Source organism: Paenibacillus sp. FSL H8-0280 (assembly GCF_045040665.1).
Taxonomy (GTDB): Bacteria; Bacillota; Bacilli; order Paenibacillales; family Paenibacillaceae; genus Paenibacillus; species Paenibacillus xylanexedens_A.
Window position 1 is genome coordinate 6,959,656 of record NZ_CP150296.1, and the last position, 16,022, is coordinate 6,975,677.

The 16,022-nt window shown below is 47.8% G+C and carries 13 protein-coding genes; all 13 read right to left on the minus strand.

Translation table 11 applies throughout. The annotated features are described in order from the left end of the window. Nucleotides 1-25 precede the first annotated feature (25 nt). The 13 genes from MHI12_RS30250 to MHI12_RS30310 all read right to left on the minus strand — a co-directional run bounded on the left by MHI12_RS30250 (nt 26) and on the right by MHI12_RS30310 (nt 15,852). Nucleotides 26-1,306 (minus strand): YycH family regulatory protein, encoded by a 1,281-nt coding sequence (locus MHI12_RS30250; RefSeq protein WP_127547514.1) that lies wholly within the window; start codon nt 1,304-1,306, stop codon nt 26-28. Continuing rightward, on the minus strand, nt 1,290-3,140 hold the full coding sequence (gene walK / locus MHI12_RS30255; protein WP_405171179.1) for a cell wall metabolism sensor histidine kinase WalK: 1,851 nt from the start codon (nt 3,138-3,140) through the stop codon (nt 1,290-1,292). Before walK ends, MHI12_RS30250 begins: the two co-directional genes overlap by 17 nt. Further along, nucleotides 3,140-3,862, minus strand: coding sequence for a response regulator YycF (gene yycF, locus MHI12_RS30260; protein WP_017691453.1), 723 nt, complete (start codon nt 3,860-3,862; stop codon nt 3,140-3,142). The genes walK and yycF overlap by 1 nt, the downstream gene beginning before the upstream one ends. Nucleotides 3,863-4,300: 438 nt before the next feature. Beyond that, nucleotides 4,301-5,833, minus strand: a complete 1,533-nt coding sequence (locus MHI12_RS30265; protein WP_405171180.1) for a peptidoglycan DD-metalloendopeptidase family protein — start codon at nt 5,831-5,833, stop codon at nt 4,301-4,303. A gap of 486 nt (nt 5,834-6,319) precedes the next feature. Beyond that, complete coding sequence (locus MHI12_RS30270) at nt 6,320-7,129, minus strand: class I SAM-dependent methyltransferase (RefSeq protein WP_405171181.1); 810 nt, start codon at nt 7,127-7,129, stop codon at nt 6,320-6,322. A 285-nt stretch (nt 7,130-7,414) separates the two neighbouring features. Next, nucleotides 7,415-8,182 (minus strand): hypothetical protein, encoded by a 768-nt coding sequence (locus tag MHI12_RS30275; protein ID WP_405171182.1) that lies wholly within the window; start codon nt 8,180-8,182, stop codon nt 7,415-7,417. 223 nt (nt 8,183-8,405) lie between these two features. Continuing rightward, nucleotides 8,406-9,692 carry an adenylosuccinate synthase gene (locus tag MHI12_RS30280; RefSeq protein ID WP_036671866.1) on the minus strand — a complete coding sequence of 429 codons (1,287 nt, stop codon included), beginning with the start codon at nt 9,690-9,692 and terminating at the stop codon, nt 8,406-8,408. A 444-nt stretch (nt 9,693-10,136) separates the two neighbouring features. Continuing rightward, nucleotides 10,137-11,498, minus strand: coding sequence for a replicative DNA helicase (gene dnaB / locus MHI12_RS30285; RefSeq protein ID WP_036611922.1), 1,362 nt, complete (start codon nt 11,496-11,498; stop codon nt 10,137-10,139). 1 nt (nt 11,499) lies between these two features. Beyond that, the gene (gene rplI, locus MHI12_RS30290) at nt 11,500-11,943 is read right to left on the minus strand and encodes a 50S ribosomal protein L9 (protein ID WP_133386402.1); all 444 of its coding nucleotides are present in this window, start codon (nt 11,941-11,943) and stop codon (nt 11,500-11,502) included. Then, entirely contained in the window at nt 11,940-13,931 is a 1,992-nt protein-coding gene (locus MHI12_RS30295) for a DHH family phosphoesterase (protein WP_074092888.1), read from the minus strand. Before MHI12_RS30295 ends, rplI begins: the two co-directional genes overlap by 4 nt. Before the next feature lie 11 nt (nt 13,932-13,942). Next, a complete protein-coding gene (locus MHI12_RS30300) occupies nt 13,943-14,854 on the minus strand; it encodes a DUF2232 domain-containing protein (protein ID WP_036612044.1) in 912 nt (303 codons plus the stop codon). Between the two features lie 5 nt (nt 14,855-14,859). Beyond that, nucleotides 14,860-15,162 carry a MazG-like family protein gene (locus MHI12_RS30305; RefSeq protein WP_036611930.1) on the minus strand — a complete coding sequence of 101 codons (303 nt, stop codon included), beginning with the start codon at nt 15,160-15,162 and terminating at the stop codon, nt 14,860-14,862. 264 nt (nt 15,163-15,426) lie between these two features. Beyond that, nucleotides 15,427-15,852, minus strand: coding sequence for a CBS domain-containing protein (locus MHI12_RS30310; protein WP_091035263.1), 426 nt, complete (start codon nt 15,850-15,852; stop codon nt 15,427-15,429). Between the last annotated feature and the right edge of the window lie 170 nt (nt 15,853-16,022).

Here is a 16,022-nt window from a genome sequence, read left to right on the forward strand (position 1 = left end):
TCTTTGGTTCAAAGACTATAACCTATCAAGATACGGTAGTTTCCTCACCATTTCCGAATCGAATCACCCAGACCGGGATCAGCTTCAGTCCATCCTCGATCGAAGAAGGACGATAAGCCGGATATACATCCACGACCTGACGATTCTCACCTGCGACCTTTTTAATAAGAGCCTTCAGCTTGTCTCCGCCAGGCAACTTGACCGATTTCTTCGTCTCTGCACCTTCGTTCAGGTATTCCAGCGATCGCTCATAGCTGGATACGGTCTCCTGTTGCATCTCCATGCTGATCGTGCCAAAGCGGAACTGCATGGAATCCATAATCGGATAGCTGCCGTAATACTGCTGAAATTCAAGCCGTGTCTTGCTGTCGGCGGTCTCCAGCATCATGCGCGACCGGCCTTTCCAGCCACCATGCTGGTTCACAAAATCAACCGCAGACAGTGCATCCTTCGCGGGATCAATCTGCCCCGCAGGCGGTGCGGCTGGGTCGGTGTAGCTGATCCAGCGTTGTTCCTGTTTCACCTGCAGACTACGTTTACTGTCCGTGTAGATCTCCGATCCATCTTTTTCCCGGATGTTCCGGGTCATGCTTGGATCGAAGAACAGACTACGCTGCATCTGCTCAACCGTGAACTGACCTGTTGGCACATCCGCCTCAATCGTCTCCAACGCTTCCGCAGGGATATAATACCCGCCATCCATCAGCGTATATGGCGTCCAGTTCGTACCAAAGTCAACATGCTGCTGCACGTCTTGTACTGTAAGGTCTGCCTGCGTTGCTTCGTATACCACGTCTCCCTTAGCGCTGAAGAACAGCGCATGGGCCTTCGTTTCATTTTTGGACGTATAGATCGAGATGCGGTTAATTGTCTCCCCCTGGAATAAGGAATCCGTCCCGAGCCTCATCACCCGCTGCAACAATGCGACGGGAATACCTTCTTTGAACGATAACTCAAACCCGGGGTTCTCCTTGCGAATCTGATCCCAGTTCACCGATTGCACACTCCGGCGCTGAAAATCATCGAACGCCCGCCCCTGTAACCGCGAATAGATTAACTGATAGAACGTATTACCAGGGTAAAACACCGTATGTTTATCCTCGCCCAGATGAATAATCATCTGATCGGGGAAGATCAATTCTTCAATATTGCGTTCCTGACCCATATTTTCTGTCTTCACATAGTTCGTCTCTGACGTCACAATGGAATCCCCGCCTCCGGGCAAACGGTAGATCAGAAAATAACTCTGAACGAGACTGGCTACAACAAGGGCAGCAAGCACCAAGGATTTAATCCGTTCCTTCAAGGTGCTCACCCCCTTTCTCACGCATCGGCAGTGTGAACGTTACTGTCGTTCCGACATCTACTTCAGACTCCAGAGAGATGCTACCATCATGTGCCTTCACAATTTCCCGGGCAATGGACAGACCTAGCCCTGTGCCTCCCATACTGCGGGAACGAGCCTTGTCCACCCGATAAAACCGCTCAAAAATGCGATCCAAATCACGCTGTGGGATACCCATTCCGGTATCCGATACCGAGATGGCAAGTGCGTGTTCATCACTGCGTCTAGCCGCAATCGTAATAGTGCCACCTTCCAATGTATATTTCAGCGCATTGGACACGACATTATCCAGCACCTGATCAATCTGATCACGATCCAGCGGAACAGCCGGAATATCATTCTCCACAGACAGCACAGGCTGAATATCCTTCTGATGCATCTGGAACGAGAATCGATCCGTCACTTCCTCCAGCATTTCCAGAATATCGGTTGGCTGCTTGCGCAGTAAAGCTTCCTTGGAATCCAGCCGCGATAGATGCAGCAGATCCGTAACCAGTCGTATCATTCGCTCCGTCTCGTTCTGAATAACACCCACGAAACGACCGGCAAGCTGCGGGTCTTCCAGTGCACCGTCATCCAGCGCTTCCGCGTAACTCTTGATCGTAGTCAGTGGTGTACGCAGTTCATGGGATACATTCGCCACGAATTCACGCCGGGATGCCTCAAGCTCTTCCTGCTCGGTAACGTCCTGAAGTACGGCAATCGTTCCCGTAATTCCCCGTTCACGCCGATGAACAGGTGTGAACGTCATCCGAATGACCACAGGTTCTTCTTGTCCTGCCGGTGCAATCTGCAGCAACGTTGAACCTGTGAAACCACTTGCGAGGGCTTCCGCATCCTCCGGATCAATGCCGAGTAATATGGCGAAGTGTCTTCCTTCAATATCCGCAGGATGCATACCCAGAATGCTGCTGGCACGACGGTTTACGAGAATGACTTTACCATACTCATCCGTAGCCACCACACCATCACTCATATTCGTCAGAATGGAGGTCAACTTCTCCTTCTCCTCTTCATTCAGTGAAAGTGCATCCCGAAGCCTGCTGGTCATATAGTTAAAAGCCCGACTGAGCTGACCAATCTCATCCGTGCCAAATACAGGTGTCTGCTGATCAAAGTTACCTTCTGCGACCGCTGTCGCTCTCCGAGTCACTTCCTTAATCGGCTGCGTGATCGTATGGGACAGGATCACGCCAAGCACCGCCGTTAACACCAAGGCAATCAGAATGCCGGAGATGAAGATTTTGTTGATTCCCTCCATCGTGGAATACAGCTCGTTCATGGATGCCGCGATGTAGACCGCGCCAATGATCTTGCCGCCGGACAGCACCGGCTTGGCGACGACCTTTTTGCGAACATTATCCTCGTCCACGATATATTCCTCATTGTCCCGAATGCCTTGCAGCGCACGGCTGACAACGGTTTGGGTATTTTTGCGCCCGACATAGTCCGAATGTGAACTTAGCGAGGTCGTCAGTACTTTGCCGCTGGCATCCAGCACCTGAATCTCGGCACCGTTAATGTTGAACAGGTTGTTCACCAGCACACGCAGATTTTCCGTTTTGTCCTCGCCGGCCTCTGCTTCTCCACCCGCCATCGTCTCCCCCACGAGAACCGATAACATCTCAGCACGCGCCTGCAAGTCTTCCGTAAAGTTGCTCGTTAGTGAGTTCTTCATCGCGCTCACAAAATAAACCCCGATCAATTGCATCGCAATCAGAATCAGCAGTACATAGATAATGATCAATTTCGCCTGAATCGTTCGGAAGAACGAGAATCGCGCGAATCGGCCCATTATATCCCCACGCTTTTGGCACTGCGCACGAGATAACCGAGCCCGCGGCGTGTCAGAATCGTTTCCGGTTTGCTCGGATTCTCCTCAATCTTCTCACGCAGACGACGAATCGTAACATCCACGGTACGTACATCGCCGAAATATTCATATCCCCACACCGCTTGCAACAGATGTTCCCGTGTCATAACCTTGCCGGAATGCTTCGCCATATAATAGAGAAGTTCGTACTCACGGTGAGTCAGATCGAGCGGTTCCCCGCCTTTGTAAGCCGTATACATGTCCATATCAAAAGCCAGATCAAACAGCCGCATGACCTGCTTCTCTTCGTCTTCGTGCGCTTCTGCCGTAATCGCAAGTTTTTGCCGTCTGCGCATCTGTGCCTTCACCCGTGCAAGCAGCTCACGCGTACTAAATGGCTTCGTCACGTAATCATCCGCACCCAATTCGAGCCCGAGCACCTTGTCGATCTCGCCATCTTTGGCGGTAAGCATAATGATCGGCATCTCCAGATGAGCGCGCACCTCACGACATACATCCATACCGTCCTTGCCCGGGAGCATCAGATCCAGCAGCATCAGATCCGGTTTCTCGGATAACGCCAGTTCAACCGCACGAATGCCATCAAATGCACAGATGACCTCGTACCCCTCTTTTTCCAAATTAAACTTCAAAATGTCTGCGATGGGCTGTTCATCGTCCACTACCAAAATCTTCCCCTGCATCGGCTAAGTTCACCCCTATATCCTGCTTAATCCGCGTTAGCGTTTATATCTCTCTTCTATGTTTAGCTTGTACCAAGCCTGCTTGATTGGTTTCTCTAATATAAGTTGAACTAAAGAATATTTACTCTCATACTACGATGACAGAACAACCTTCCAATCGCTGTTATCCCCAGATTTTTTCGATTCCCTTTTCTCAAGGGAAAATCCGGGGATAAAGGCGAACGCTTCGCTTTTTCAGGTTTTTTCTGTCCTCTCCGTTATCGTAAAAATAATTAGTTCAACTTATATAGCTTGTTGTTTATATTCTCTAGTTTAACATACCTGAAGCACCGTCACATCCCGATCAGGGGCTTGGAAGGTCTTTCATCTGAAAATTTTTTACAGCAGCAAAAAACAAGGCCAGCATCATAGCCAACCTTGCTCTACTTAAGCTCTATATTAGTTCAGATACGTTAACGGATTTTCTACCGTTCCATTCTTAATAATCTCAAAATGCAGATGTGTTCCAGTCGAACGACCCGTGTTGCCCATAACGCCGATACTCTCGCCTTTTTCAACCACTTGTCCAACCTTAACGCCAATGCTGTTCAAATGCCCATACAGTGTTTCGTATCCGTTACGGTGGTTAATAATGATGACATTACCATAACCGCTTTTCTGTCCTGCAAACGTAATTACACCCTCATCAGACGCTTTCACATCGCGGTTACCTACCAGATCGACACCTTTGTGCTGGCGACCCCAGCGTTGTCCAAAGCTGCTGCTCATCGTTGCATTTGATACCGGCCAAGCAAATTCACCTGTGCCCTCACCAACCACTTTTGTTCCGCTAAGGACTACTTCAGTTACAGCTGCTTTAATCACTTCCTGACCAAGCCACTCTTCCTGAACCACTTCACCATTTTCTTTCGTTATACGGTACTGCATGCTTTTTAAGCCACTTTGTCCTGGGCGCACGACTTTAGTTGTACCAGCTTTCAACTCGGCACTTTTGCGCACTTCCACTTGCGGTTTGATCTCAATCTGCTCAACAACCTGCTCAACCGATTTAACGGTTACCGCCGGTTTCGGAACGGTCAGGGTCAGTTCGTCTCCGATTTGAAGCGACGTTTCCTTGATGCCCGGATTATGCTGGCGAATCTCGCTTTGTGTAATTTCATACTTGGCAGCGATCGAAGAGATCGTATCTCCTTCACGAACCACATAAGTTACAGGCGCGTCTTTACCAACGGTTAAAGCTTTAACCGCCTCGGACACATCCCATATTTTGTTTGGATCAGCCTTCACCACATCTGTCGCTACATCTTCCTTGATGCCTACCGACTTCAGGGTTGTGCTAGGTCCCTCATCTTTCTTCGAGGAGTTAGCCGATACCGACTTCGTCTTAAGCGAACTTCGCACAGCCGATGCCGATATGTATTTGCTCTGCACTTGTTCCAGGATTGCATCCGCTGTTGCCTGATCCTTCACAATACCAATGACTTCACCGTCTACCTTGAGCTCCACACCTTTGGCGTAGGCTGTCAGCATGTCACCCAGTTTGTCCAGCGTTTCGTCACTGTTCACTTCAGGTTTGTACGCTCTTACCGTTTCGGTTGTGATACCATCCGTGTTCAGCACCATCTCTGCATCCGGATATTTATGTTGATATTCCTCAGTTTTGTCTGTAAATAGTTGTTGTAATTGTGCCTCATCTGCAATGGTACCAATCTCGCTACCTTTAACCATGACTTTATAGTACGGTACGGTGTTTGCAGTAACGTATTGTTTGCCTGCGAACCCAAGCGATGCTGCGATGAATACACCACATGCTGCTGTAACGATCCATTTGCGCGAGGCCAGAACGCGCTTCTTATTCACACTGAAGGTGGACATGCTCATGTTGTTTTTGTCTTCGGCCGTCCGGTGTTCCCCGGATTGTTCGTGTACCCGGTCTTTGCCCGGTTGGCGTATGCCTCTGAAACCTTTCATGATTCTCTCCTTTTCAGCACTTCTCAGTTCGCATTTCTGTCAAGACATCACCCATCGTGTCTGTCCCATGCTCGTTGATACTTGTATTGGGTGTCCGCAAAATCAGGACTTTAGCTGCGCTCGTAAAAGTGTCAAAATTTTAACCTTTTATCACACCCGTATACTTTAACACAGGTTTTACACTCATTTCAACTCTATACGTCACACCGCAAAGCCACGCCCCGCTTGGTTTCCCTGAATTATCCATAAGATAGCACGGCTGGTCCATCACCCATTATGCCTCAACATCCGCTGTACTATGTACTTTTGTTCGCAAATTAAGACTAGGTTCTAAGACCCAGTGAAATATGCTTTATTTTTCATAAAAATACAAATAAAATCCCTCACCAGATCAACTCTGATAAGGGATTACGTAAACAACCTGATTGTGGTTTATCTTAAACTGGATTTCATCCCATGCCACAATAGAAATTAACTTTTATGTCTCTATTCTTTGACTGCAAGAATTACAAATCGCTTCTGCTGTACTTCCCAAAATCCATTTTGCTCCATCTCCGTATGAATATCCATTAATGGCTCACGGAACTGTTCTACCTTGAAATCAGGTACTTGCCACGGGATGGTCTTTAGATAATATACCAGTGCCCCTACATCATAGAAACGCTGCGCGGGAGTTGCTTCCCGTTGCTCCAGAATACGGAATCCACACTGTTCCAGCTGAAGAACAGCACGATCCAGCTCCCATCCAGCGTAATCCACGGGCATAGGAATGCCGAGCCGTTCATTGATCTCCCTGCAATCTGACCAACCTACCTGTTGAGTTAGAAACAGTCCACCTACCGATAGAATCCGCCTAACTTCCTGCTCATCATACGACTCATGCCGATTAAGAATCAGATCGAATTCCCCATCTGCGAAAGGAAGTTGCGAATCATCAGTCACTGGAAGCACCTTCACACCGAGCGGCTGTAAACGTTCCTCTGCAATCGGTATATTGGGGAAATAACCTTCGGTCGCACATGTGTATGGAGGAAGTGGAAGGAGTCTGGACAGCATTTCTCCTCCACCCGTCCCCATGTCGAGCAATCGTTCTGTTTGATTCAACAATCGGCGCGCCATCGTTCCATAGGACCAAGGCAACATTCCGCTCTGGAGTCGCCCACTCCCTGTTACATAGCTAAAATCCCAGCCACTAAACGGCTGCTCCGCCTCTTGCAGTCCTTGCTCGTATCGCTCTTTAGCCGCTTCGGTAAACTTTTTTACTGATGGTTCTGAATTAGAATGATATAAGTTCATGTTCAATAAAACCTCCAATTCGTGTATTCATAAACACAAGTCCATCGAATCTCTTGAATGCACCCATGAACGGAGGTCCACGAATTGGACTGGAGGTTTCTGCAATATTGCCTGAACGTTTTTATATGTTGTGTTCTTTATCTTTATATTTCATACACTGTACCCTCCTATAGACATTTCCAGTATTTATTTAAATAAATTATATTCAAATCACCATCGACAAGTCCATTACATTATGAATCAGGCGATACTCGTCTAGGAGCACGCCCGCTTTCTCTGCCTATCTTATTCTGTTTGCAGTACTTCCATCAGATTGTCGTACTCTTCACTGGTCAGGTACTTCGAGATCACCTGTTCAATCTCACGCAGTTCCTGTTCCGTTAGGCCACCTTCCATGGCGCCTGAGATCTGTTGCATTTCTTTCTGTGGCAGCTTGTTCATGAGCAGGCTGAAGATTTTTTCTTTCTCCTCTGCTGGCAGCTTGTCCTTCGTTCCTGTAATGTCATCCGGTGATACAACAATGGCATCATTACCTGAAGATGCACCGCCGCTGGCCGCTCCGGTTCCATTGCCTGAAGCTGAACCACTAATCTGATCTGTTCCTGAGTCATTACCCGTGCCCGTATCCGTCCCATTGCCTGCACTTGTGCCTGAGTTTGATCCTACAGTCGTATCTGTACCTGAACCTTCCCCTGTGCCCTCATTTGAGCCACTCCCTTGGGACGCATTATTGCCTGCATCTACGCCAGATTGACCGCTCTCTGTCCCATTCCCCATAACTGAAACAGCATCTTCCGGAACCTGCTCTTCGTCCGCTCCTGTCGGCTGATCTGTCGTCCCATTTCCCGATTTATTCCCCTCGCTGGTTTTACCGCCCAAGGCACCTTGGAACATGGCGGTTAACCCCATGGGTTGACCTTCCCACTGAATATTGAAACTCGCAAGTAACGACTTCGCATATGACTGTACAATTAATCCGGTCGTAAGCAGTGTCAGTGAACTGACCAGCACCACGGTTAGCACGATTTTGACAAACCACACAAGCAACTTCATTCCGTTCTCTCCCTCCGATTATCCCACCCGTCTTAACATGCACATGTCGGGGTCTGTGACTCTACTGTTAACCAGTATTGACGGAAATCTCGGGATTATATCCGAAAAAAATACAAAAAACCTCCAGTCATCGCTATAAAAGCAACAACTGGAGGCTTAACATGCCTAAGTCAGCAGAGGATTCTATTTTATAATTCAAGAAACAATCTCTCTATTTCTTCGATTACTCGTAGATTGGAAGAACTTGATTCGTTTGCTCACGGTTACGACCAACGGAGAAGATGGCAATTGGAATACCTGTCAGTTCGGAAACACGTTTTACATAATTCTGTGTGTTCACTGGCAGGTCTTCGAGTTTCTTCGCTCCAGTGATATCTTCGCTCCAGCCTGGCATCTCTTCGTATACCGCTTCACATTCTGCCAGCATTTTGAGGCTTGCCGGATAGTGTGTGATAACCTCGCCGCGGAATTTGTATCCTGTGCATATTTTTACGGTTTCCAGACCTGTCATTACGTCCAGGGAGTTCAGGGACAGACCTGTAATTCCGCTGACACGACGCGCGTGACGAACAACAACACTATCGAACCAACCTACACGACGTGGACGTCCAGTTACCGTACCGTACTCATGTCCAGTCTCACGGATTTGGTCGCCGATTGCATCATGCAATTCTGTAGGGAATGGGCCATCTCCTACACGGGTTGTGTAAGCTTTCGCTACCCCAATGACTTGCTGAATACGAGCCGGGCCTACGCCAGAACCGATACATACGCCACCTGCGGACGGATTGGATGATGTAACAAATGGATAAGTTCCTTGATCAAGGTCCAACATAACGCCTTGTGCACCTTCAAACAGTACTTTTTTGTCCTCATCAATATATTCGTTCAGAACAACAGATGTATCACGTACATATGGACGCAGAATTTCAGCATATCCGAGGTAATCTTGTAGAATCTCTTCCACATCAACAGGCTGGCCGCCGTAGACTTGCTCGATGACACGATTCTTTTCTTTGACCAGATGACGCAGTTTCAGTTCGAAATCTTCAGCATCCAACAGGTCAACCATCCGAATACCAATACGAGCTGATTTGTCCATGTAACATGGGCCAATCCCTTTGCCAGTCGTACCAATTTTGTTCGGACCTTTGCTCTCTTCTTCCAGTGCATCCAATACCATGTGATATGGCAGGATGATATGTGCACGCTCACTGATGGACAGGTTCTTCGTTGTGAAGTCATTGTCATGAATATAGTTAATTTCTTCGATGAGTGCCTTCGGGTTGATAACCATTCCGTTACCAATAACACACGCTTTATCCGTGTAGAAAATCCCTGATGGAATCATCGTCAGTTTATATTTTTTGTTATCAATCAGAATTGTATGACCCGCATTGTTACCACCTTGATAACGAGCCACCACATCAGCGCTCTCCGCCAAATAATCCGTGATTTTACCTTTTCCTTCGTCTCCCCATTGCGTTCCCACTACAACTACCGTTGACATAGTTAACATTCCTCCGTGGGTGCCTTGCGCACCTTTGTATTGGTCTGTCCGTCCTCTATCCCGGCAGGCATGTTACGCAATAAACCGACTGAGAAGCGTGCTAACGGACAGTAAAAATGTCCTTCCGTTACATTCAAGGGAAGGTTTGCGCTGCTTTAACGCAGCAGTATTAGTGTACCAGTACCCTTTTTCAAAGTCAAATCAAATGGCGAACAATTAGATATAGTACAACTGTAATGTTCGGGATTTACCCACTATTTCAACATAAAAAACCGGAGACTACAGTCCAAGCTTGCTTGACTGCTATCACCGGTTCAAGGATACCCATTTCAATGTGAATCTATATCTGGTATTTATAAGACATGTTTGAGTTCAGTTACTCTAATGGTTGATCTTCGGGACAGACGATTTTGCTCCTTGATCGAAGCTGTCAGCACCTGCCCGTTACATCGCGAAGGCGTCATTGTGCGCCCTCTCGTAATTGACGAATTTATTAAAGTTTTTCAGGAAGACCAGTTCTACCGTACCTACCGGACCGTTACGCTGTTTGGCGATAATGATCTCAATAATATTTTTCTTCTCGGTCTCCTGGTTGTAGTAGTCATCCCGGTACAGGAACGCTACGATGTCGGCATCTTGCTCGATCGAACCCGATTCCCGCAAGTCACTCATCATCGGACGTTTATCCTGACGTTGCTCTACACCCCGGCTCAGCTGGGACAAGGCAATAACCGGAACTTCCAGTTCCCGGCCAATCTGTTTCAGTGTACGTGAAATCTCGGATACCTCTTGTTGACGGTTCTCCCCTGCTTTACCACGTCCGCTAATCAGTTGAAGATAGTCGATCAGGATCATGCCAAGGCCTTTCTCTTTCTTCAGACGACGGCATTTGGCACGAATATCGGCTACGGTAATCCCTGGCGTATCATCTATAAAGATGTTGGCTTCTGACAAAGCTGCAATACCCATCGTCAGCTTCTGCCAGTCTTCATCACCCTTGAAGTCACCCATACGCATAACACTCGCATCCAGGTTAGCTTCCGCACAGATCATACGTTGCACCAGCTGGGCGGCTGACATCTCCAGACTGAAGATGGCTACCGTCTCCTGTGCCCGAATGGCAACGTTCTGAGCGATATTCAAGGCGAAGGCCGTCTTACCTACGGAAGGACGGGCCGCTACAATGATCAAGTCACTGCGCTGGAATCCGGCAGTCATCTTGTCCAGATCGATGAACCCGGACGGAATACCTGTCGTTGTACCCTTATTCTGATGAAGTGTTTCCACACGATCGAATACTTCCATCAGTACGTCCTGAATGGCTATAAAACCACTACTGGAGCGACGGTTGGAAATCTCCAGAATGCGACGTTCAGCTTCTCCGAGCATCGCTGCAACATCTTCGCCGCCTGTATATCCTTCGCTCACGATCTGTGTTGCCGTACGAATCAGGCGACGCAGCATCGATTTCTCTTCGATAATCTGAGCGTAATAGTCAACGTTCGCGGCTGTAGGTACACCATGGGCTAGCTTAGCCAGATAACTAACGCCGCCGATGTCCTCCAGCTCACCTTTATCCTTCAGAAGCGAAGTCAGTGTCACGAGGTCAATCGGTTGATTTCCCTCGCCAAGCTGGATCATCGCTTCAAAGATTAATTGATGGGGCTTATCATAGAAATCCTCGGTTTGCACCCGTTCCATCGCTGTAATCAGGGCTTCGCCCTGCAACAGGATTGCACCCAGCACGGCCTGTTCGGCTTCCAGGTTCTGCGGGGGAATCCGGTCGAATAACATTTCTCCGCCCATCTTACTCTTCCGTTACCTGTACCTTCAAGGTTGCCTTCACTTCAGGGTGAACCTTGACAGTTACTTGTGTTACGCCGAGTGTACGAATAGGCTCGTCCAGCTCAATTTTGCGTTTGTCTACTTTCAGACCCTTTTTAGACAAAGCTTCTGCGATCTGTTTGCTGGTAATGGCGCCGAACAGACGACCACCTTCGCCAGACTTGGCTTTCAGTTCAGTCACTTCTGCTTCCAGCTTTTTCGCAAGTGCTTCCGCTTCCGTTTTCTCTTCCTGCTTGATTCTTTCTTCAGCTGCCTTCTGGTTATCCAGTGTCTTCATGTTGCCGTCCGTTGCCAGACGTGCGATTCCCCGTGGCAATAGGAAGTTCTGTGCGTAGCCCTCAGATACTTCTTTCACTTGCCCTTTCTTGCCTTGACCCTTCATATCTTTTATAAAAATGACTTTCATTCGAACAGCCCCTCTTCCTTTTCGATTTCAGCCAGTACGTTCGTCAGCCGTTTTTCTGCCTCTCCAAGCGTTCCTTCAAGCTGCACGGCAGCATTCGTCAAATGTCCGCCACCGCCCAGTCGTTCCATGACAACCTGAACATTCATGCGCCCCAGCGATCTCGCGCTGATGCCAATTAGTCCGTCCGGACGCTCACTAATCACAAATGAAGCGACCACGTCGGTCATGTTCAGCAATGTGTCCGCCACCTGGGCGATCATCATCTGTGGAATCTTGCTACCAGGGTCCGTGACCGCCAGCGCAATGTTCCCGTATACCATTTTAGCATGCTTTATGATTTCTGCCTTAGCAATATATTCTGACAGATCCTCTTTCATCAACCGCTGGATCATAATGGTGTCCGCACCGCTACGGCGCAAGAAGCCTGCCGCTTCGAACGTTCTGGACCCCGTGTGCAGTGCAAAATGCTTCGTATCCACCGTAATCCCGGCAAGTAGAGCCGTAGCTTCTAGCGGAGTGAATTGTACCTTGTCATGAATGTATTGCAAGAGTTCAGTTACCAATTCGGCAGCAGAAGACGCATAAGGTTCCAGATAGATCAACACTGCGTCATTGATGAACTCTTCGCCCCGGCGATGGTGATCCACAACTACGACACGGGTAGCAGACTGTACCAGTTTCGGTTCCATGGTCATGGAGGCCTTATGGGTATCCACTACAACCAGCAACGTGTGCTCGGTCATCATTTGGGTAGCCTGTTCCGGTGATACAAATGCTTTGGACAGCTTCTCATCCTTGTTCACTTGCTCCATCATGCGTTCAATCGATGGATTAATTCCATCCAAAACAATCCGTGCTTCCACATTGTACAGACTGGCCGCTTTCCACACTCCGATGGATGCGCCGATCGCGTCCATATCCGGAATTTTGTGCCCCATGATGAGCACTCGATCGCTCTCCTGCATGAGATCACGCAGCGCGTGAGCAATAACGCGGGCTCTTACTCGTGTCCGTTTCTCCACTGCGTTAGACTTACCGCCATAGAAAGACAGGCGTTGTCCAGACTTCACGGCAGCCTGATCACCACCGCGTCCAAGTGCCATGTCCAGACTGGACTGTGCCAGTTCTCCCATCTCGCTGATGCTATCCGATCCAAACGCCAGTCCGACACTGAGTGTCATTGGCACTTTAAGATCAGCAGTCATCTCCCGAACTTCATCCAAAATGACAAATCGGCTCTGCTCCAGTTCCTGCAAAGACTTATGATTCAGCATTAATAGATAACGATCAGAAGACAGACGGCGCAAGTACACTTCGTACCGCTTGGCCCAAGACGTAATTTCGCTGGTCACTCGGGCAATCAGTGCTGTACGCTGCTGATCATCCATGCCTTGGGCAGCCTCGTCCAGATTATCCAGAACGAGAATTCCCAATGCAAGGCGTTCATTTTCATATTTATCACGAAGAATGGCTAACTCCGTAATCTCGTATACATATACATACCGCTCCTGCGGGTTATGAATAACTCCATAATGCCGATCATCCAACTGGAATTCGTCATGGAACTCCTTGGATGAATGTTCCTTCGTCCCATCCTTCTTCTCTTTAGGCTGAGGAAGTTTGGGAAACAAATTAAGTAGCGGATTACCCACCATTGTCTTCTCCTGGAACATCTCCGCGACAAAGCGGTTATGCCACTCTACCGTACGATCTTCGCTGTACAGCACAATTCCGAATGGAAGCATGCTGACCGCTTCCCCCTCCATCCGTTTGATCCGAATGGATAGGCCATTAATGTAGTCGTTAAGCTCACGGCGGAACGCGAGCTCCGCCTTAATCATGACGATTCCCAGCGCCGAAGCCAGTATCAGACTAATCAAACCAAGCGTCCAGTTATAAATGGTAACGAACATAACGAGCAACAGCAGCAGTATGAACGCCCATACGGTATAGTAGCCGTGCCAGCGTTTCTTCAGAAATTTAGGCATGACTCATCACCCTATCGTTTTGATTTCGATATTGCCTCACGAAGCGGGAACGCCAGATCGATAATTCCGATAATCCGAAGCGGACCAATGAAGAAGACCGCAGCCGCCAGGAAATATGGTATAACCGGATTCCATTTCTTTGTATGTGAGAGAAAGAAGAAGAAACCGATCGCTTGAATCATGAAGCCCAGATTGATTAACGGCGACAGATTCATGGCAATCATGGTCCAGTATGTTCCATCACTTTGTCTGGAGATCACTTCGATCAACAATGCGAGGAAATAATACCAGATCAACGCCCGCGGCATACGCCATTCTCTCGCTGGTGGAAGCTTCGATACCACCACACCCATCACATTCAGAATCGGACGAGCAATGGCGTGTGTAATGAAGGCCATTACCATCGACGTGACAACGAGAGCAAACGGAATCATAAGCTGCGTTTGTTTGGCAACATCCTCGGTCATCTCAGGTGTCCATGCAAACCCGTTGATCATCTGATTTGATGTATTGGTTAACGGTTCAATGGTCAATTTGACCACATCTTCAATATAACTGGACAAGTCGAATTGGAAAATGACACTGCCGACCAAGAGCAACAACAAGTATTCTGCCAACATCATGCCACTTCCCGCCATCAGGGCGAACAGGGCTGATTTGCGTGTTTTATACGCGTGACCCATAACGATCGCAGGCAGGGTAAAGATGAGCAGTAATAACAGATAGATGGGGTGGAACACGACCAAAATAACGGCTACGGGCACAAGATGCCATATAAATGATTTTAAAGATAATGAAGCATACAAAATAACTCCCGGAATCATCATAAAAAATATGGCAAGTACCGATAAAGGAGTTAACAGCGAAAGTAGCAAGAGCAGATAAACTGCGCTCCAAACAGCTGATTTAAAGCTAAATTTCAACAAATTCACCTCTTACGCATATGATCTTCTAGCGAGGAAATATCCTGGTACCAGTCTTCAAGCTGGTGACCTTCCTGTTTATGCTTTTTCAACTTCTCAACTAGCAGTGCATCCAGATCCTTGAAAGGAATACCGAGCCTGCGGCCCAATATGTAACTACTCATAATCAAACTGGCAAGACTGTCCCCGATTCGAGTTGTACTGCCTTCCCATAACGCCTTGAATAATCGGGATACCTGATCAAGCACTTCGGTTTTCAGCCATTCAATCACTTTAGCGCGTTTGGCTACATCCAGTTCTTTAGGCATTTGGCGAAAGTCACTCTCCCCCGAAAAAGCTTTATTCTCGATTATAGCATAAAAAGAGGGCCCGCAAAATTACCCCAAAAAGCGGAGAAGTTCTCCGAAACTGATGTCAGGTACTTATGCGGAGTCCTCCGTACATCCTATCGACCTATATATTTGTAAAAAGCTTCGAATCCGCCCCTGATTTAGGACTTCTTAAGTTTAACATGATACCGGACGGCTGTGATTATCCCTCATGACACAATAATGTTTAAATTCGTAACTGCCTTACTTAGCCTTGATCGATTCTTTGGCTACAATGCCCTCGCAGTACTCAATAATCTGACTCCGTCTGACAATACCAATGAACCGATCCATATCATCGACTACAGGGACAAAGTTCTGAACTTTAGCCAGATTAATCAGGTCCTCCATGTTGGCATCAATGGATACGGGTTTAATATCCAAGCGAAGTGGTACGTCTTTGAGCAAGAACTTTGAAGCGTTTTCAAATGAAATCTTTCCCTCGGCATTCTTCATATACCACAGTAAGTCGCCTTCGGTAACCGTACCAATATATTTGCCCTCTTTATTCAAAATGGGTACCGCCGTAAAACGATGATATTCCATCCGTTCCAACGTTTGCCGCAGCGTAGAATCCGACGTCACACACGTAACCTCTTGTTTGGGTAGCAAAAAAAATGCGATGTTCATACCCTTGTGTATCCTCCTTGTGAATTTCTTCGTTCAACTTATCTCGCTCAACTTATATTATACGGATCAGAACGCAGGATGTTCCAAAAGGATAATAGTTCTCACTACAAAGAAAAAAAACAGCAGCCCGCGAATAAACGTACTGCTGATTGTGGTCTACAACACATCAT